We start from the raw sequence: 16,551 nt of genomic DNA on the forward strand, positions 1-16,551 counted from the left end.
TTGGGCTTCGTTTCTTTCTGCGCAGTCAGATATTTGTATCTGGCTGCGTTCAGTTTAAGATCGGCGTCTAGTGATTATTGCTTGAGGTGGCGGTCTGAAAGGTTGATAGACTTTTCGGACGGGTTTATGCGTCGGGCATTGAATTTTATGCGCTCGGCCTGATTCCTTGGATGGGATATGTAGGGGAGCTAAAAAACATGGAACGCGAGACGGTCAAGATGAACAAGAGCATGAAGACCCGCAGTTTGCGGATAGGATTTGCGGCTTTGGCGCTTGGCCTGCTTGTTGCGCCGGTTTCCGTTCAGGCTCAGGATAGCCAGCAGGTGCCTTTTGGCAGTCTCAAGCTTTCCGGCGGCAAGGACCCGATCAAGATTGATGCCGACAAGCTTGAAATGCTCGATAAGGAAGGCAAGGCCATTTTCACGGGCAATGTTTCCGTGATGCAGGGCGATGCGCTTCTGAAGTCGGGCAAGATGATTGTCTTTTATAATAAGGACGCGCAGGGCGGAGGCACACAGCCCGCAGGCGGTACTGCCGGTTTGAGCGGATCGGGCATTGATCGCCTTGAAATCAGTGGCAAGGTTTATCTGAAATCCGGCACGCAGGTCGCAACCGGTGACACCGGAACCTATGATGGCAAAAGCCAGGTCATGGTGTTGCAAGGCCAGAAGGTCGTTCTGACCGATGGCGATAATGTTGCAACCGGCTGCAAGCTCACAGCCCATATGGACACCGGCAAGGCTTTCCTCGAAAGCTGCAAGGGCCAGAGCAAGGGCCGCGTCTCCATCATCATGGCGCCCGGCGATAAACAGCAGGGCGGTGCCGCGCCCAAATCGAATTAAGCGGAGCGTGCGTGGGATTGTTCTCGAACAAGAAGGCCGAAGAGTCGCAGACCGTTTCCGAGGATGTTGAAGGCGTCATGCCATCGCAGCCTGGCAAAGCGGCCCGTCTCAAAGGGACTTTGGTTGCCCGTGGCCTATGCAAAAGCTATCGCGGACGACAGGTTGTCAACGGCGTGTCATTTGGTGTGCGCGCTGGTGAAGCTGTGGGCATTCTTGGCCCCAACGGTGCCGGTAAGACCACCTGTTTCTATATGGTGACAGGCCTTGTTCCGGCGGATGCCGGTGCCATTGAGATCGATGGTTATGACGTAACTTCAATGCCGATGTATCGCCGCTCGCGTCTTGGTATCGGTTATCTGCCACAGGAAGCATCGATTTTCCGTGGCCTTTCTGTTGAAAACAACATCAAGGCAGTGCTGGAAGTTGTCGAAAAAGACCGCAAGAAACGCGCGATAGAACTCGATGCCTTGCTCGAAGAGTTTCACATTGCGCATCTGCGTAAAGCACCCGCCATTTCGTTGTCTGGCGGTGAGCGTCGACGTCTGGAAATTGCCCGTGCGCTCGCATCGCGCCCGAATTTCATGTTGCTTGACGAACCCTTTGCCGGTGTTGATCCGATTGCGGTTTCCGATATTCAGCAGCTTGTGCGTCATCTGACCAGTCGTGGCATCGGCGTCCTGATCACCGACCACAATGTGCGTGAAACGCTCGGCCTGATTGATCGTGCCTATATCATCCATGCGGGGCAGGTTCTGACTCATGGCCGTCCTGCGGAAATCGTCGCCAATCCTGACGTGCGCAGGCTCTATCTCGGCGATCAGTTCACCCTCTGATTCAATCTGATTGCAACGTGTGCTCTGAAATCGCAGTCCATGCGGTTTCTTTCCTGCGACTATTTTCCACTTTTGCCCGTAAAACGCACATTCTGAATTGACAAGCAAGGTTCGTACCAGTTTTGATGACTGACACGCCTTGATTGAAAAGAAATTTGTAAATGGCGGTTTTGCCAGCCTTTGATGTGTTGGCAGGGGGAAACCGGGGGAATTACACAACGCATGGCCCTATCGCCGAAGCTTGATTTTCGCCAGTCGCAGTCGCTGGTGATGACGCCTCAGCTGATGCAGTCTATCAAGCTGCTTCAGATGACGCATGTCGAGCTGGATCAGTTTCTTAATCTTGAAATTGAAAAAAATCCGCTGCTGGACAGAATAGAGGCAGCGAATGATGATTTTTCAGACGCAGAGCCTCAACGCGACAATGAGGATGCTGGCGCATCTGATCCCACAGCAGATGACGACTGGTTCAAGACAGAAGCTGTCGAGGATGCGCAGGGTCTCTCATCCGCTTTCGACAGTTCGCTGGAGAATATCTTTCCCGATGATCCGGGTCGCAGCGATGATGCACATATGGACGTTGCCGCACAGTGGAAGACGTCGGCAGGCGAAACTTATAGTGCAGGCGGCAGCTATGACATTGATCAGGTTACGGCAAGTCGCATCTCGCTGAGCGCGCATGTTGCCGAGCAAATAGCAATGACATTTGCCAGCGTCCCTGACCGCTTCATTGCAACCGCTCTGGCCGATGCTTTGGATGAGAGCGGTTATCTGCGTGCTGATGTGACATTGCTTGCCCAGAATCTTGGCGTTGAGACAGGCCATGTCGATCGCATTCTTCATGAAATGCAGAGCTTTGATCCTGCTGGACTTTTTGCGCGTGATCTGCGCGAATGTCTCGCCATACAGCTTCGTCTCAAGGATCGGTTTGATCCGGCGATGGAAGCCCTGGTTGACAATCTTGATCTGCTCGCGCGGCGGGATTTTGCAGCGCTTAAAAAGCTTTGCGGAGTCGATCAGGCCGATATTCTCGATATGCTCAATGAGATTCGGATGCTTGATCCCAAGCCTGGAACCCAGTTTGAGGCTTCGGTGGCGGATGTCATCATCCCGGATGTGCTGGTGGCGATGGTGCGTGATGGAACCTGGGGGATTGAGCTTAATCCAGCCTCACAGCCCCGATTGATCGTGAATAATGAATATTATGCTGAAGTCAGCCCTTCCATCAAAGGTGAGGAAAAGGCATTTCTGGCTGATTGCATGCAGTCGGCCAACTGGCTGATGCGCAGCCTCGATCAGCGGGCGCGCACGACCCTGAAAGTGGCGCAGGAAATTGTGCGTCAGCAGGATGGATTTCTGCGTCACGGCGTAACGCACCTCAAGCCGCTTAATCTGCGCACCGTGGCCGATGCCGTTGGCATGCATGAATCAACGATCAGTCGCGTCACGGCCAACAAATTCATGGCAACACCGCGCGGCGTGTTTGAACTGCGCTATTTCTTCAATGCATCCATCGCTTCTTCCGAAGGAGGCGATGCGCATTCGTCCGAGAGTGTGCGGCATCGTATCCGTCAGATGATCGACGCGGAAAAGCCTGAGGATGTCTTATCCGATGATGCGATCGTTGATGCCTTGAAAAAGGACGGCGTGGATATTGCACGCAGAACGGTAGCGAAATACCGCGAAGCGATGAATATTCCATCATCGGTTCAACGCAGGCGGGAAAAGAAAGCGCGATTGTCTGCGCGCTAAAGTTTATCTGGGGGAGCTTTCGCAAAAAATGGCTGCCAGAAGCTGTGATTGACAATTAACCTTTAAGCCAATAGAAGCCCCGCTCGCGTTAGGATACGCATTTGTAAAGGTCGGCATTTTGGTGTCTGGCCGACAAAATGAAAGGCTCGGTAATATTTCGGGAAACGCTTCCGCGTTTCCGGCGTTACATAAAAGAACGATGTGCAGCGATCTTCTCATTCATGTGTTTCGAAGGCACATGGGGGAAATAAATTCAAAAGCCGCTTTGGAGCAGATGTTCGGTCGGGTGTTTTGGCACGGTGTCCGAATTTGTGAAACGGGGCTTGAAAATAGCACAGGACGAAAAGCAAATTTGATGCTGGTTCGCTTTGCGCTTCGCTCACCTTGTGGTTAGACTGCGTCCTGTTGTGTAACGCAAATGAGGTGTACCAAATGACTCTGCGTGTATCTGGAAAGCATATGGACGTCGGCGAGGCTTTTACGACCCGGATCATTGATCGGGTTAATGAAGCGGTCGGCAAATATTTTGATCATGGCTTTTCCGGGCAGGTAACGGTCACCAAGTCCGGATCGCGCTACAGCGCAGATTGCACTTTGCATCTTGATAGCGGTGCCACTCTTCAGAGCACCGGGGATGCACAGGACCCGCAATTGGCGTTCGATGCGGCTGCAGAAAAGATTGAAACACGCTTGCGTCGGTACAAGCGTCGTTTGAAATCCCGCCCTGCGACTGCACCAAATGCGATCTATGATGATGTGGCATATCGTGTTATGGCACCGCTGCCGGAGGAAGAGGAGGATCTTCCGGTGGATTACGCGCCAACTATTGTTGCGGAATCGTCTGTCGCTCTTCGCACCCTTTCGGTCGCGTCGGCGGTTGTGGAACTTGACCTGATTGAAAATCCGGTTCTGGTCTTCCGCAATGCAGGCAATGATGAAGTGAATATCGTCTACCGTCGTGCGGACGGGAATATTGGCTGGGTTGATCCGTCAACGGTGACCCGCCAGTCCGCACCACGCGCCTGACGGCAAACCGAAGCGCACGCAGTCTTTCTCGCTGTCGTGCGCTTCTCTAAACCGGGCCCAAATGGCCTGATTGAAGAAGGAACGGAGAGAATGGATCTTAGTGATCTGATTCAGCCTGGGGCGATTATCCCGGCGCTGAAAGCCAGCTCCAAAAAGCAGCTTTTGCAGATTCTGTCTGAAAAGGCTGCGGAACTGACCGGTCTCCCGGAGCGTGAAGTTTTCGAAACGATTCTCCAGCGCGAACGCCTTGGTTCTACAGGCGTTGGCAATGGCGTTGCCATTCCTCATGGCAAGCTCGCAAACATCGACAAGATTGCAGGGATTTTTGCGCGCCTTGAAACGCCAGTGGATTTTGAAGCATTGGACGATCAGCCCGTTGATCTTGTGTTCTTGCTTCTGGCACCTGAAAATGCAGGTGCCGACCATCTGAAGGCCCTGTCGCGTATCGCTCGCATGTTACGCGATGCCGACACCGTGGCAAAGCTGCGCGGAACCCATGATGCGCAGGCACTTTATTCATTCCTGACATCGCATCCGGCGTCAAACGCCGCTTAAACCTGTCATTAAAAAAGTAAGGCCGCCGTTTCGGGGAGAACGGCGGCCTTTCTTTATACCTGTTTATCAGGATATTTTTAATGCAGCATAACCGTGCGCAATTCATGTTCATGCGCGCCCTGCAAGGCGGTGGCACGGACATCGGACAGGACGATAGGCTCGCCGCTGGCGCCAAACAGCGCCCAGATTTCTATACCTGGAGCAATCGGGGGGAGGGCCGGGAAGGTGCGGGTGAGATCGTCGGAACGAATCTTGCGCACATAAGCCACTTCACCTTCACCCAGATGAGCGAATTCATGTTCCGTGAGGATGTGTCTGTTCATCATCGTAGCCTCCGTTTTCGCGGCATATCATTTGCGATCATGGCGCTTAAGAGCTTAATAAATCCCTATAGCAGTTTTTAGTTGAACCTAAGCTGAACCAGCTTCACTCTTTCACTGCTATATTGATACGTTTGATCAGCCGTTCTGGTTCAGGTCGATCAAGATCAATGGCGAGAAGTCCATTTTTCAGTTCACACCCGACAACCCGCATACCATCGGCCAGAACAAAGACGCGTTGAAACTGACGCGCAGCAATGCCGCGATGCAGAAATTCGCGCTCCGTATCGTCGTTTTGGCGTCCGCGGATGACAAGCTGATTGTCTTCCGTCATGACTTCAAGATCGTCGCTGGCAAATCCTGCAACTGCAAGCGTTATACGCAGGCGTTCAGAGCCAGTCTCGCCACGCAGACGTTCTATATTATAAGGCGGGTAACCATCACCGGATTTGGCAATCCGTTCCAGCGTCTTTTCCATTGTGTCGAATCCGAGCAAAAGCGGGCTCGAAAACGGGGTAATTCTTGTCATTGCATCAGTCCTTATCGAAGCGACCGTCTTGGAAAGAACCCTTGCGGCGTATCTTTCACTCAACTGATATGGCTTGTGAAAGGTCCGACTTCAAGAGCCGAAGTCCAATTCCTCCCATCACACTGTAAATCCGATGGGTTCGATGCAAAACTTGTCAATATGTGTGGAAAAACATGAGAGTGCGACCGCCCTCTTGGGCGCACAAAGCTCGTTTTAACGCCGTGCTTCGCTCAGCGCGTGGCCAAAAGCCGTTGCAAAGCTTTCGCGATCATCCGGATTGAGAAAGCCGCCGATGAGAACGCGATACGGGCGGCTTTCCACATGCATGGATGTAATGCCGAATTCCGGCTTTCGTGCTATTGTGAACCGTGCCCGGAACGGATGAAACTCATGTTCGATCAATTTTCCTGAAGGCTCAAATTTGCGGATATGCAGGGCCGCGCGTGAAACGGATATTTCCTCGCGCGCTTTTGCCGTATGGTAATTCCAGCGAAAAGCCAGATAGATCAGCAAGACATCAAGACCAAAAAAGCCGATGATCGGCCATGCACCGATTGACCAGAACAGAACGCAGACAAACAGCCAGCAACTGATCAGCCCGCCCATCAGCACCCGAAAACCCGTTTTCCCCAATGAGCGATAGGGCGTCAGCAGGGCTTTAAAAATTGGGGTGTCAAACGCGTCTGGGTTTGCGCCGTCTGGATGGTGCATGGATTTCACGACCATTCCGGTCGCCTCAATGTGCGGAGTGTTTGGGGGCTGCGTCAAGCTGTGAACTGTTTTCCGCGGATGCAGCCAAGTATAGAGGCAAAATGGAAAACACCAAAATCAAATCCTCCGTGACTGTAAGCGCGCCCGCGCGTCGCGCGCGCCGTGTGGCTGGTACGCTTTATACGGCTGACGAGATTCACGAAATTTTCCGTCGCTTTTCCATTATTCGCCCTGAACCCAAGGGCGAGCTTGAGCATGTGAATGCTTTCACGCTGCTGGTGGCTGTGGCCTTGTCAGCGCAGGCAACCGATGCGGGGGTGAACAAGGCAACCCGAGCGCTTTTTGCCATCGCTGACACACCGCAAAAGATGCTGGCGCTGGGCGAAGACACGGTTGGCAACTATATCCGCACCATCGGCCTTTGGCGCAACAAGGCGAAGAATGTCATTTTGCTGTCTGAAGCGCTGATCCGTGATCATGGCGGCGAAGTGCCCGATGATCTTGATGCGCTGGTGAAACTGCCCGGCGTTGGCCGCAAGACGGCCAATGTCGTGCTGAGCATGGCCTTTGGTCATGCAACGATGGCGGTGGACACACATATCCTGCGCATTGGCAACCGGATCGGGCTTGCACCGGCGAAGACGCCGGATGCGATGGAAGCCATTCTGATGCGGATTATCCCGAAAGAATATCTCTTCCATGCGCATCACTGGCTGATCCTGCATGGACGCTATACCTGTAAGGCACGCAAGCCCGCATGCGAGAATTGCGTGATTGCCGATATCTGCAAATTTCCGGGAAAGACGTGCGATATTCCTGCGGCGCTCATTGCGCTACCGCCGCAGCCTTAAAGTCTCTTTTGCAGAAATTGCCTTGTGCAGATGGATCATCATGGCAGCTGCAAAAAGCGGTGTCAGCAGATTGAGGAGCGGGATCGCAAGAAAGGCCGCGATGACCAGCCCCGCAAGGAAGACTGTCACACCATATTGCGAACGTAACGCTTTCGCTTCCGCTTCTGACCGGTAGCGCATGGCGGCAAATTCAAAGAACTCGCGCCCCAGCAGATAGGCATTGATCACGAAAAAGGCGATCAGGTTGACACCCGGCAAAAACAGCAGAAGCAGCGCTATAATATTGCCGAGAATGACCACGCCTAAAAATTTGAGCGACGCCACAACGGCGCGTCCGAGCGGTAAAGCTGTGCCTTGAGGCTCGCCCGGATAATCCTCGCGCTCGACCACATCAGCAACATCATCAAGGAAAATGCCAGCAACAAGAGCTGTGACGGGCGCGATCATCAAAGCAAGAACGAGCGCCAACCCAAGACCTGCAACGATAGCCGCAACAATGCCAAGCCAACCGGCCCAATCGGGCATTCCGGGCAGGATTTGCTCCATCCAGGGCCAAGCCAAAGTAAAAAATATTTGACGAATGGTGACCCATAGCCCGACGAGCAGGAGAAGCGTCAGCCCCAATGTTTTCCATAAAACAGAACGAAATTCCGGCGTTGGAAGGCGCTTTAACGCTTTTAGTGCCGCTTCAATGATCATTCAGGTCCACTTTCCGTGATCTCACAGGATCAAAATAGGAATATCAGCGCTGCTGTGCAATATGCGCTACCCACAGAAGGCAGGCTTAACAGGGTAGTCAAAAGACTTGCAAAAGGCTAAACCCGCCCCACATGACTGCCGCCGTACCGCTTGTCTGAATGTCTCGGACAGAGGCGGGCAGCAGACAAAAGGGGAGCCCCAGATCAAGCTCATGGCTACATTCGACGTTCTTTGCATTGGCAATGCCATTGTCGATATTATCTCGCGCACAGAGGATGCATTCCTTGTAACAAACGGCATCATCAAAGGTGCCATGAACCTGATTGATGGTGACCGGGCAGAATTGCTTTATAGTCGCATCAAAGGTCAGGTCACCGAAATGTCTGGCGGCAGCGCAGGCAACACGGCGGCTGGCGTTGCAAGCTTTGGCGGTCGCTCCGCCTATTTTGGTAAAGTCGCAACCGATCATCTGGGCCGCGTCTTTGCGCATGATATTCGCGCGCAGGGTGTCGCTTTTGATACGCGTCCTCTGGAAAAGGGATCGCCGACAGCGCGTTGCACGATTTTCGTTACTCCGGATGGCGAGCGTTCGATGAACACCTATCTTGGTGCCTGCGTCGAGCTGGGGCCGGAAGATATTGAAACCTCGAAGGTAGCGGACGCTAAGGTCACTTATTTCGAGGGTTATCTGTGGGACCCACCCCGTGCCAAGGAAGCCATTGTTCTGGCCTCCAAGATTGCCCATGAACATTGCCGCAAGGTCGCCATGACGCTTTCTGATCCATTCTGTGTTGATCGCTATCGCGAGGAATTCCTTGATCTGATGCGTAAAGGAACGGTCGATATCGTTTTCGCAAATGAAGACGAGGCCAAGTCGCTTTATCAGACCCACGCGCTGGATGACGCCATCGAATCGTTGCGCAAAGACTGTCCGCTGGTCATTGTGACGCGTTCGGAAAAAGGTGCGGTGGTCATCACTGAAGACCAGACTCTTGTCGTTCCGGCAATCGAAATCGAAGAGCTGGTCGATACGACCGGCGCGGGTGATCTCTACGCTGCCGGTTTCCTGTATGGCTACACCAATGACCGTTCGCTGGAAGATTGCGCCCGTCTTGGTTCGCTTGCTGCTGGTATGATTATCCAGCAGATGGGCCCGCGCCCACTGGCCAATCTTCAGGCCGTGGCGGCTCAGGCCAAGCTTATCTGATTATTCATCCGGTCTTACAATCCGGTCGCGCTTGAGCTCTTCTTCAGTGCGACCGGGGCGGCTTTTATAAACTGGCAGATTCCAGCCGAAATAGAGCGCCCCGCCGCGCACGATGAATGCGGTGAGCGCCGCTGAGAGGCCTGCAAAAACCGGGTCAACACCAAAACGTTCCAGCAAGACATAGAGACATGCACCGGCCAGTGCTGCGCTGACATAAATTTCCCGTCGCATCAGAACGGATGGCTCACCGGCCACCATATCGCGCAAAATTCCGCCAAGAGTTGCTGTGAAAATACCCGTAACGATGGCGACGGACGGCCCAAAGCCAAGCGCAAGCCCTTTGGCCGCGCCCACAACCGTATAGGCTGCCATACCGATAGCGTCACACCAAAGCAGAAGCCGGTAGCGCGATTCGAAGAGATGCGCCGTGAAATAGACGATGATGGCGGCCGATGTGCCAGCCAGCAAATAGAACGGTTCAATCACCCAGAACACCGGTGCGCCCAGAAGCAGATCGCGAATCGTTCCCCCACCAATACCTGTTATATTGGCGAGAAAGATGAAGCCGATAATGTCGAGCTGGCGGCGTGAGGCGGCAAGCGCACCGGTGGCGGCGAAGACAAACACACCTGCAAAATTTGCAAAATCAAAGATCGTCACGCATGTCTCCCGACTGACATTCTGTCAATATTCCGATGGTTAGGGACAAAAAGAAAGAGCGGCGATAAACCCGCCGCTCTTTGTTTGAATAGGTGTCAGCAATAGATAGGCTTAGGCATCGCCCTCAGGTGCCGCAGTGTTTTCCGCCGCAACCTTTGGACCGCCCTTCGAAACGCCAACCATTGCCGGACGCAGCACGCGATCACCAATGGCGTAGCCTGCCTGAACAACCTGAACAACGGTGTTGTTCGGAAGCTCGGGATTTGGAACTTCAAACATCGCCTGATGGAAGTTCGGGTCGAACTTCTGACCTTCTGGATCAAGCTTCGTTACGCCGTGGCGTTCCAATGCCTGCAGCATGGCGCGCTCGGTCATTTCCACGCCTTCGGCCAGCGACTTGAGATTGGCATCGCTTTCCAGTGCGTCTGCGGGGATCGCATCCTGTGCACGGTGCAGATTGTCGGACACTGAGAGCATATCGCGGGCAAAATTCGTCACGGCATAGGTGCGCGCGTCCTGAACATCGCGCTGGGTGCGCTTGCGCAGATTTTCCATCTCCGCAACCAGACGCAGCATCTGGTCTTTCAGCTCTGCATTGTCAGCTTCAAGCGCTGCAATGGTGTTGGCGGCCAGATTTTCGGCGTCAACAGTTGCGTCTTCTTCGACCTCAGCGCGTGCCTCAGCCTTGCGGCTTTTCAGAAAATCATCGGCAGCACGCTTCAGCGCATCACGATCACGAGGATTGTTGATATCGCGCTGCTCAAGATCGGGGTTTTCAGGTGTGTTTTTTTCATCAGCCATAATGCTTCTTCCGTCTTGAAGTGTGTTTGCCCGGATATTGAGTTTCGCGGGATTAAAATCAAGGTCTAATTTCCCGGCCTTGTTAAGTCTGACACTTATATCAGGAATTAACGCAACAATCGGGAGACAATTTGCGCAGTATAATCGACCATTGGCACGATGCGCGCATAGTTTAGCCGGGTCGGGCCAATGACACCCAAAGCACCAACGATGCGCTGTTCGCTGTCACGATAAGGGGCAACCACCAGCGAAGACCCGGAAAGGGAAAACAGTTTGTTTTCCGAACCGATGAAAATCCGCACCCCGGAACCCGATTCAGCCAGATCAAGCAACTGGATCATACCATCCTTGGTCTCTAAATCATCAAACAGATGCCTGAGACGCTCAATATCTTCCTGCGCATGAATGTTTTCAAGTAGATTGGCTCGGCCACGCACGATCAGCCGTGCTGGCTGATCCGAGCCTGCGCCACTCCAGACTGCTATGCCTTGCTCAACCAGTTCCTGCGAGAGCTGATCAAGCTCCAGCCTGGTTTCTTCCGACAGCTTTTCGAGCTCCGACTTTGCTTCCGACAGTGTGTGGCCATGAATATGCGCGTTAAGAAAGTTGGAAGCTTCCACCAGTTGCGATGCGGAAATGCCAGCTGGCAGATTGATGACGCGGTTTTCGACATCGCCATTTTGCATCACCAGCACCGCAAGCGCACGCGTCGGCTCTAAACGCACGAACTCGATATGTTTGAGCGCGCCTTCCGTCTTGGTTGCAAGCACAAGGCCTGCGCCGCGCGACAGGCCGGAGAGAACCTGACTGGCTTCGGTGAGCACGCTTTCAACTGAATTGTTCGTGCCGGCCGAGCGAACCTGTGCCTCAATGGATGAGCGTTCATCGGGCGGCAGAGCACCCACTTCCATGAATGCATCGACAAAGAAACGCAGCCCGATCTGCGTCGGTAGACGCCCGGCGGAAATATGCGGGGCATAAATCAGGCCGAGATGTTCCAGATCGCTCATCACGTTGCGAATGGTGGCGGGTGAAAGACTCCGTGGCAACAGACGCGATAAATTGCGCGAACCGACCGGATCGCCATCATTGAGATAGCTGTCGACGATCAGCCGGAATATATCGCGCGACCGTTGATCGAGCGAACTGAGCAACTGATGTTCTGGTGACTTGATCATGGTCTGAATGCGAACCCTTTGAATTGAAGGCTCTCAATATAAGGCGGCGCGCCGAAGCGTCAAAGGCCTAAGCGCATTCTAACAGGTGCTCTCAACACTTGTATCGTTATTAATGGCGAAATTTCTTTCTATTTGCTACCGAGCAGCCTAAAAAGCCGCAACGAAAATCGAAGTGAGGAATTACCATGCGTCCATCCAAGCGCGCTGCTGACGAAATGCGTGCCGTGTCTTTTGAGCGCGGCGTCTCCAAACATGCGGAAGGCTCGTGCCTTGTGAAGTTCGGCGACACCCACGTCCTGTGCACGGCAAGCTTAGAGGAAAAGGTTCCGGGCTGGATGCGCAATTCCGGCAAGGGCTGGGTCACGGCAGAATATGGCATGCTGCCACGCTCGACCGGTGATCGTATGCGCCGTGAAGCAGCAGCCGGCAAGCAGGGCGGACGCACGCAGGAAATTCAGCGTCTGATCGGCCGTTCGCTGCGCGCTGTCGTTGACTTGCAGGCACTTGGCGAATTTCAGATCACAGTCGACTGCGATGTCATTCAGGCTGATGGCGGCACTCGCACCGCTGCTATCACGGGTGGTTTCATCGCTCTGCATGATTGCCTGCGCTGGATGGAAGCGCGCCAGATGATCCGCATCGAAAAAGTGCTCAAAGATCATATTGCAGCTATTTCCTGCGGCATTCACGAAGGTCAGCCTGTGCTTGATCTCGATTATGCGGAAGATTCGGCTGCTGAAACCGACAGCAATTTCGTCATGACCGGTAAGGGCGGCATTGTCGAAATTCAGGGTACGGCTGAAGGCGCACCATTCTCGGAAGAAGAGTTTGCAGCGCTCATGAAGCTTGCGCGCGGCGGCATTAATCAGCTCGTTGAGTTGCAGAAGGCAGCACTTGCCTGATAGGGAAGGCCATCTCCATTGAAGAGGTGGCCGAAAATGCAGGCATCCCGTATTCTTGAAACCGCGCTCTATGTCCGTGATGTTGCTGAGGCGATTAAATTCTATCGCGACATTATCGGGCTCGAGCCGGTGGGCAAGGTCAGTGAACGCAATGCATTCTTCCGCTGTGGCGATGGCATTCTGCTGTTGTTTAAAGCGGAAGAAACGCTGAAACCAGCGGCACCCGGATCGTTGCCGGTGCCACCGCATGGAACGAGTGGGCCGGGGCATATGTGCTTTGCGGCCACGCGTGATGAGATTGACGACTGGCGCAAGCATCTTGCGATGCACGGCATCGCAATTGAGTCTGAATTAGAATGGCCTAACGGCGCGCGTTCGATTTATTTTCGCGACCCTTCCGGCAATTCGCTGGAATTCGCCGAGCCGAAACTTTGGAGTTAAAGCATGATCCCGAAAAGTGGCATCCGGTTTTCGGATAAGATCATGCGTAAAAAGGTAGAACTGAAATGAGAAACCTCGAAAAAGGCAAACTGATCGTTGCATCGCACAATGCAGGTAAGCTGCGCGAGTTTGATGGACTGATTGCCCCGTTTGGCTTCGAGGTCAGCTCTGTTGCGGCTCTCGGCCTTCCTGAGCCGGAAGAAACCGGCACAACCTTCGAGCAGAATGCCTATATCAAGGCGCTTGCTGCGGCAAAAGCCACTGGTCTGCCGTCATTGTCTGATGATTCCGGCCTGATGGTTGATGCGCTGGATGGTGAACCCGGCGTTTACACCGCTGATTGGGCTGAAACCGAAGACGGCACGCGTGATTTTAACATGGCGATGCGCAAGGTCGAAGATCTTTTGCAGGAGAAGGGTGCTCTCACGCCTGCCGATCGCAAGGCGCGCTTTGTTTCAGTGATCTGCCTTGCATGGCCGGATGGTGAAGCACAATATTATCGTGGTGAAGTCGAAGGCACACTGATCTGGCCGCCACGCGGCGATATTGGCTTTGGCTATGATCCGGTCTTCAAGCCGGAAGGTTATGAGAAGACCTTTGGTGAAATGACGGCTGACGAAAAGCATGGCTGGAAGCCGGGTGATGCGTCAGCCCTTTCGCATCGTGCGCGTGCTTTCAAGCTGTTTGCTGAAAAGGCGCTCGGCGTTGTTTCGGATACGGTTGAATGAACCATCATTTTTCTCCACCTGACGCTTCAGCGAATATTCTGCCGATAGCACGTGCAGATGGAGAAACGGCGTTTGGCGTTTATCTGCACTGGCCATTTTGTCTGGCCAAATGTCCCTATTGCGACTTTAACAGTCATGTGCGCCATCAGCCGGTTGATCAGCCACGCTTTGCGGAAGCTTTCAATCGTGAGATGGACACATTGCGTGCCCGCACAGGCCCGCGCACCGTCACCAGCATCTTTTTGGGCGGCGGTACGCCGTCGCTGATGCAGCCCTCGACGGTTGGCAGCCTGCTTGATGGCATTGCGTCGCGCTGGACTGTCGCGCCTGATATTGAAGTGACACTGGAGGCCAATCCGACAAGCGTGGAGGCTGATCGTTTCCGTGGCTATCGTGCTGCGGGCGTCAATCGTGTCTCGCTTGGCATTCAGGCGCTCAATGATCCTGATCTGCGCCGTCTTGGGCGTATGCATTCGGTTGAAGAGGCCAAGGCCGCAATCCGGCTTGCGCGTGAAATTTTCCCGCGTCTGTCTTTCGATCTCATCTATGCGCGGCCCAATCAGACGATTGAAGCCTGGCGTGAGGAGCTGAAAGAAGCCATTGGTCTGGCTGCCGATCATCTCTCGCTCTACCAGCTGACGATTGAAGAAGGCACGCAGTTTTATAATCTCTGGAAGGCGGGCAAGCTCACCACGCCGGACCCGGATCATGCGGCTGCTCTTTACGAAGAAACGCAAAAGATCACAGCGGAACATGGTCTTCCGGCCTATGAGATTTCAAACCATGCGGTGCCGGGGCGCGAGTCGCAGCACAATCTGGTCTACTGGCGCTATGGACAATATGTCGGCATTGGTCCCGGTGCACATGGCCGCTTTATCGAAAACGGCTTGCGCACGGTCACAATGACAGAAAAGCATCCTGAAACATGGCTGGAAAAAGTGGCAACCCATGGCCACGGTATTGTCGAGGAAGAACATCTCGATGGCGGACCGCAGGGCGATGAGTTTCTGATGATGGGCTTGCGGTTGCGCGAAGGCATTGATCTTGCGCGTTATCAGGGTCTGACAGGCCATGATATTGATCGCAAACGCCTTGAACGACTGATCGCATCGGGCATGATCGAAAAAATGGATGGTAGCTTCATCCGTGCAACGCCGGATGGTGCGCTGGTGCTTGATGCGCTTGTGGCGGATTTGGCGGCTTAGGAAATTAGATGAGTGAATTTTTGGACGAACAGAAACGCGAATTTGTCGTCGGTGGCACTGCCCAGCGTGCGCGTCCGATCGAACCCGCGCTCTATATCGTCTCGACCCCGATTGGTAATCTTGGCGACATGACGCTGCGCGGGCTGGAAGTGCTGGCAAGTGCCGACATTGTGGCCTGTGAAGACACACGTGTGACCCGTGTGCTGCTTGATCGCTACGGCATTTCGCGCCGTCCGATCAGCTACCATGAGCATAATGCTGCTGAGGCAGGCGCAAAGCTGATCGCAGCCCTTGAAAGCGGAAAAAGTGTTGCGCTGGTGTCCGATGCAGGCACACCGCTGGTTTCCGATCCGGGCTTCCGACTTGTCGGCGAGGCTCGCGAGGCGGGTATCCGCGTGGTGCCTGTTCCGGGTGCATCTGCGCTTCTTGCAGCACTCGCCGCGTCCGGCCTGCCGACAGATTCTTTCATGTTTTGCGGCTTTCTGCCGGTCAAACACGGTCAGAAGACCGCCAAGCTCGAAAGCCTCAAAAATATCGAGACCACGCTTGTTTTCTACGAATCGCCCAACCGCACGGCGACAACGCTTGCCGATATGGCAGAGGTTTTTGGCGATGCGCGTGAAGCAGCTCTTTGTCGCGAACTGACCAAAGCCTATGAAACCATTGTCACGGCGACGCTTGGTGAGTTGAAACAGCAATTTGATGGCGAAGACCGTATTCGCGGTGAAGTCGTGCTGCTGGTTGGCCCACCTTCTGGCGAGGCTGGTCCGCAGAGTGAAGAAGACATCGACAAGCTGCTTCTGTCGCTCGTGCAGGAATTGCCACCATCGAAAGCGGCAGGTGAAGCGGCAAAAATGACCGGCGGGCAGAAGTCGGTTCTTTATCAGCGTCTGATGCAGTTGAAGGCGCAGGGCTGATGAGTGAGTTCCGCGAGAAAAAGCGCATGGCTTTCTTTCGCGGACACAGCGCCGAGCGGCTGGCCGCTCTTGCGCTCATGCTCAAAGGCTTTCGCATCGTGGCGCGCCGCTATCGCACGCGGCTTGGCGAGATCGATCTGATAGCCCGACGCGGCAACCTTATTCTCATTGTTGAAGTTAAAGCGCGGAACAGCGTTGAAGCAGCGCAACTTGCCGTTACGCCGCAGGCCATGCGCCGGATTGAGGCCGCTGCCGATATGTGGCTGCAACGCCAAAAAGACTACGCACAATTATCGTTACGCTTTGATCTCGTCGCCGTGCTTCCACGACGCTGGCCAAAGCATATTCCTGCCTTCTTCACATCCGGCACGTATCGCTAAGTCAATGTAAATCC

20 protein-coding genes are annotated in these 16,551 nt (G+C 54.0%); 13 read left to right on the top strand and 7 right to left on the bottom strand.

The window, feature by feature from the left end; genetic code table 11:
• Positions 1 to 197: 197 nt before the first annotated feature.
• From ABE527_RS01425 to ptsN, 5 genes are all read left to right on the top strand, one after another.
• On the top strand, positions 198 to 842 hold the full coding sequence (locus tag ABE527_RS01425) for an LptA/OstA family protein (protein WP_265982721.1): 645 nt from the start codon (positions 198 to 200) through the stop codon (positions 840 to 842).
• A 77-nt stretch (positions 843 to 919) separates the two neighbouring features.
• A complete protein-coding gene (lptB, locus tag ABE527_RS01430; RefSeq protein WP_499696312.1) occupies positions 920 to 1,675 on the top strand; it encodes an LPS export ABC transporter ATP-binding protein in 756 nt (251 codons plus the stop codon).
• Positions 1,676 to 1,897: 222 nt separating this feature from the next.
• Positions 1,898 to 3,427 (top strand): RNA polymerase factor sigma-54, encoded by a 1,530-nt coding sequence (rpoN, locus tag ABE527_RS01435; protein ID WP_499695863.1) that lies wholly within the window; start codon positions 1,898 to 1,900, stop codon positions 3,425 to 3,427.
• A gap of 432 nt (positions 3,428 to 3,859) precedes the next feature.
• Positions 3,860 to 4,453 (top strand): ribosome hibernation-promoting factor, HPF/YfiA family, encoded by a 594-nt coding sequence (gene hpf, locus ABE527_RS01440; RefSeq protein ID WP_265982723.1) that lies wholly within the window; start codon positions 3,860 to 3,862, stop codon positions 4,451 to 4,453.
• 90 nt (positions 4,454 to 4,543) lie between these two features.
• Positions 4,544 to 5,008, top strand: a complete 465-nt coding sequence (ptsN, locus tag ABE527_RS01445) for a PTS IIA-like nitrogen regulatory protein PtsN (RefSeq protein ID WP_499695864.1) — start codon at positions 4,544 to 4,546, stop codon at positions 5,006 to 5,008.
• A gap of 77 nt (positions 5,009 to 5,085) precedes the next feature.
• On the opposite strand, the gene ABE527_RS01450 is transcribed toward ptsN, so the two are convergent.
• From ABE527_RS01450 to ABE527_RS01460, 3 genes are all read right to left on the bottom strand, one after another.
• Positions 5,086 to 5,331 (bottom strand): BQ00720 family protein, encoded by a 246-nt coding sequence (locus ABE527_RS01450; protein ID WP_265983824.1) that lies wholly within the window; start codon positions 5,329 to 5,331, stop codon positions 5,086 to 5,088.
• Positions 5,332 to 5,434: 103 nt separating this feature from the next.
• A complete protein-coding gene (locus ABE527_RS01455; RefSeq protein ID WP_265982726.1) occupies positions 5,435 to 5,857 on the bottom strand; it encodes an Hsp20 family protein in 423 nt (140 codons plus the stop codon).
• A 213-nt stretch (positions 5,858 to 6,070) separates the two neighbouring features.
• The gene (locus ABE527_RS01460; RefSeq protein ID WP_265983825.1) at positions 6,071 to 6,568 is read right to left on the bottom strand and encodes a DUF2244 domain-containing protein; all 498 of its coding nucleotides are present in this window, start codon (positions 6,566 to 6,568) and stop codon (positions 6,071 to 6,073) included.
• A gap of 101 nt (positions 6,569 to 6,669) precedes the next feature.
• Here ABE527_RS01460 and nth point away from each other — a divergent pair, with 101 nt between their 5' ends.
• The gene (gene nth / locus ABE527_RS01465) at positions 6,670 to 7,419 is read left to right on the top strand and encodes an endonuclease III (RefSeq protein WP_499693323.1); all 750 of its coding nucleotides are present in this window, start codon (positions 6,670 to 6,672) and stop codon (positions 7,417 to 7,419) included.
• On the opposite strand, the gene ABE527_RS01470 is transcribed toward nth, so the two are convergent.
• The gene (locus tag ABE527_RS01470; RefSeq protein ID WP_499695865.1) at positions 7,402 to 8,118 is read right to left on the bottom strand and encodes a sulfate transporter family protein; all 717 of its coding nucleotides are present in this window, start codon (positions 8,116 to 8,118) and stop codon (positions 7,402 to 7,404) included. The two genes, nth and ABE527_RS01470, sit on opposite strands and share 18 nt — an antisense overlap.
• A gap of 211 nt (positions 8,119 to 8,329) precedes the next feature.
• Here ABE527_RS01470 and ABE527_RS01475 point away from each other — a divergent pair, with 211 nt between their 5' ends.
• Complete coding sequence (locus ABE527_RS01475) at positions 8,330 to 9,325, top strand: adenosine kinase (RefSeq protein ID WP_499695866.1); 996 nt, start codon at positions 8,330 to 8,332, stop codon at positions 9,323 to 9,325.
• On the opposite strand, the gene ABE527_RS01480 is transcribed toward ABE527_RS01475, so the two are convergent.
• The 3 genes from ABE527_RS01480 to hrcA form a co-directional block, all read right to left on the bottom strand.
• Positions 9,326 to 9,985 (bottom strand): trimeric intracellular cation channel family protein, encoded by a 660-nt coding sequence (locus ABE527_RS01480; RefSeq protein WP_265982730.1) that lies wholly within the window; start codon positions 9,983 to 9,985, stop codon positions 9,326 to 9,328.
• 111 nt (positions 9,986 to 10,096) lie between these two features.
• Entirely contained in the window at positions 10,097 to 10,786 is a 690-nt protein-coding gene (gene grpE, locus ABE527_RS01485; protein WP_499695867.1) for a nucleotide exchange factor GrpE, read from the bottom strand.
• Positions 10,787 to 10,893: 107 nt separating this feature from the next.
• Complete coding sequence (hrcA, locus tag ABE527_RS01490) at positions 10,894 to 11,964, bottom strand: heat-inducible transcriptional repressor HrcA (protein WP_499695868.1); 1,071 nt, start codon at positions 11,962 to 11,964, stop codon at positions 10,894 to 10,896.
• A gap of 185 nt (positions 11,965 to 12,149) precedes the next feature.
• Here hrcA and rph point away from each other — a divergent pair, with 185 nt between their 5' ends.
• From rph to ABE527_RS01520, 6 genes are all read left to right on the top strand, one after another.
• The gene (gene rph / locus ABE527_RS01495; protein WP_265982733.1) at positions 12,150 to 12,866 is read left to right on the top strand and encodes a ribonuclease PH; all 717 of its coding nucleotides are present in this window, start codon (positions 12,150 to 12,152) and stop codon (positions 12,864 to 12,866) included.
• Between the two features lie 36 nt (positions 12,867 to 12,902).
• Positions 12,903 to 13,307, top strand: a complete 405-nt coding sequence (locus tag ABE527_RS01500; RefSeq protein ID WP_265982734.1) for a VOC family protein — start codon at positions 12,903 to 12,905, stop codon at positions 13,305 to 13,307.
• A 65-nt stretch (positions 13,308 to 13,372) separates the two neighbouring features.
• Positions 13,373 to 14,035 carry an RdgB/HAM1 family non-canonical purine NTP pyrophosphatase gene (rdgB, locus tag ABE527_RS01505; protein WP_499695869.1) on the top strand — a complete coding sequence of 221 codons (663 nt, stop codon included), beginning with the start codon at positions 13,373 to 13,375 and terminating at the stop codon, positions 14,033 to 14,035.
• Positions 14,032 to 15,240 (top strand): radical SAM family heme chaperone HemW, encoded by a 1,209-nt coding sequence (hemW, locus tag ABE527_RS01510; protein ID WP_499695870.1) that lies wholly within the window; start codon positions 14,032 to 14,034, stop codon positions 15,238 to 15,240. The genes rdgB and hemW overlap by 4 nt, the downstream gene beginning before the upstream one ends.
• Before the next feature lie 8 nt (positions 15,241 to 15,248).
• Positions 15,249 to 16,157, top strand: a complete 909-nt coding sequence (gene rsmI, locus ABE527_RS01515) for a 16S rRNA (cytidine(1402)-2'-O)-methyltransferase (RefSeq protein WP_499695871.1) — start codon at positions 15,249 to 15,251, stop codon at positions 16,155 to 16,157.
• Positions 16,157 to 16,537, top strand: a complete 381-nt coding sequence (locus ABE527_RS01520) for a YraN family protein (RefSeq protein ID WP_499695872.1) — start codon at positions 16,157 to 16,159, stop codon at positions 16,535 to 16,537. The genes rsmI and ABE527_RS01520 overlap by 1 nt, the downstream gene beginning before the upstream one ends.
• The last annotated feature ends 14 nt before the right edge of the window (positions 16,538 to 16,551 follow it).

Source organism: Brucella sp. TWI432, assembly GCF_039674445.1.
Classification (GTDB): Bacteria; Pseudomonadota; Alphaproteobacteria; order Rhizobiales; family Rhizobiaceae; genus Brucella; species Brucella chromiisoli.

Excerpts from the sequence above, each read along its gene's own strand:
- ABE527_RS01500 (WP_265982734.1), top strand. The coding sequence starts at position 12,903 with ATGCAGGCATCCCGTATTCTTGAAACCGCGCTCTATGTCCGTGATGTT.
- hemW (WP_499695870.1), top strand. The coding sequence starts at position 14,032 with ATGAACCATCATTTTTCTCCACCTGACGCTTCAGCGAATATTCTGCCG.
- ABE527_RS01520 (WP_499695872.1), top strand. The coding sequence starts at position 16,157 with ATGAGTGAGTTCCGCGAGAAAAAGCGCATGGCTTTCTTTCGCGGACAC.
- hpf (WP_265982723.1), top strand. The coding sequence starts at position 3,860 with ATGACTCTGCGTGTATCTGGAAAGCATATGGACGTCGGCGAGGCTTTT.
- ABE527_RS01425 (WP_265982721.1), top strand. The coding sequence starts at position 198 with ATGGAACGCGAGACGGTCAAGATGAACAAGAGCATGAAGACCCGCAGT.
- rdgB (WP_499695869.1), top strand. The coding sequence starts at position 13,373 with ATGAGAAACCTCGAAAAAGGCAAACTGATCGTTGCATCGCACAATGCA.
- ptsN (WP_499695864.1), top strand. The coding sequence starts at position 4,544 with ATGGATCTTAGTGATCTGATTCAGCCTGGGGCGATTATCCCGGCGCTG.
- ABE527_RS01455 (WP_265982726.1), bottom strand. The coding sequence starts at position 5,857 with ATGACAAGAATTACCCCGTTTTCGAGCCCGCTTTTGCTCGGATTCGAC.
- hrcA (WP_499695868.1), bottom strand. The coding sequence starts at position 11,964 with ATGATCAAGTCACCAGAACATCAGTTGCTCAGTTCGCTCGATCAACGG.
- rpoN (WP_499695863.1), top strand. The coding sequence starts at position 1,898 with ATGGCCCTATCGCCGAAGCTTGATTTTCGCCAGTCGCAGTCGCTGGTG.
- lptB (WP_499696312.1), top strand. The coding sequence starts at position 920 with ATGCCATCGCAGCCTGGCAAAGCGGCCCGTCTCAAAGGGACTTTGGTT.
- ABE527_RS01470 (WP_499695865.1), bottom strand. The coding sequence starts at position 8,118 with ATGATCATTGAAGCGGCACTAAAAGCGTTAAAGCGCCTTCCAACGCCG.
- nth (WP_499693323.1), top strand. The coding sequence starts at position 6,670 with ATGGAAAACACCAAAATCAAATCCTCCGTGACTGTAAGCGCGCCCGCG.
- grpE (WP_499695867.1), bottom strand. The coding sequence starts at position 10,786 with ATGGCTGATGAAAAAAACACACCTGAAAACCCCGATCTTGAGCAGCGC.
- rph (WP_265982733.1), top strand. The coding sequence starts at position 12,150 with ATGCGTCCATCCAAGCGCGCTGCTGACGAAATGCGTGCCGTGTCTTTT.
- ABE527_RS01475 (WP_499695866.1), top strand. The coding sequence starts at position 8,330 with ATGGCTACATTCGACGTTCTTTGCATTGGCAATGCCATTGTCGATATT.
- ABE527_RS01460 (WP_265983825.1), bottom strand. The coding sequence starts at position 6,568 with ATGCACCATCCAGACGGCGCAAACCCAGACGCGTTTGACACCCCAATT.
- rsmI (WP_499695871.1), top strand. The coding sequence starts at position 15,249 with ATGAGTGAATTTTTGGACGAACAGAAACGCGAATTTGTCGTCGGTGGC.
- ABE527_RS01450 (WP_265983824.1), bottom strand. The coding sequence starts at position 5,331 with ATGAACAGACACATCCTCACGGAACATGAATTCGCTCATCTGGGTGAA.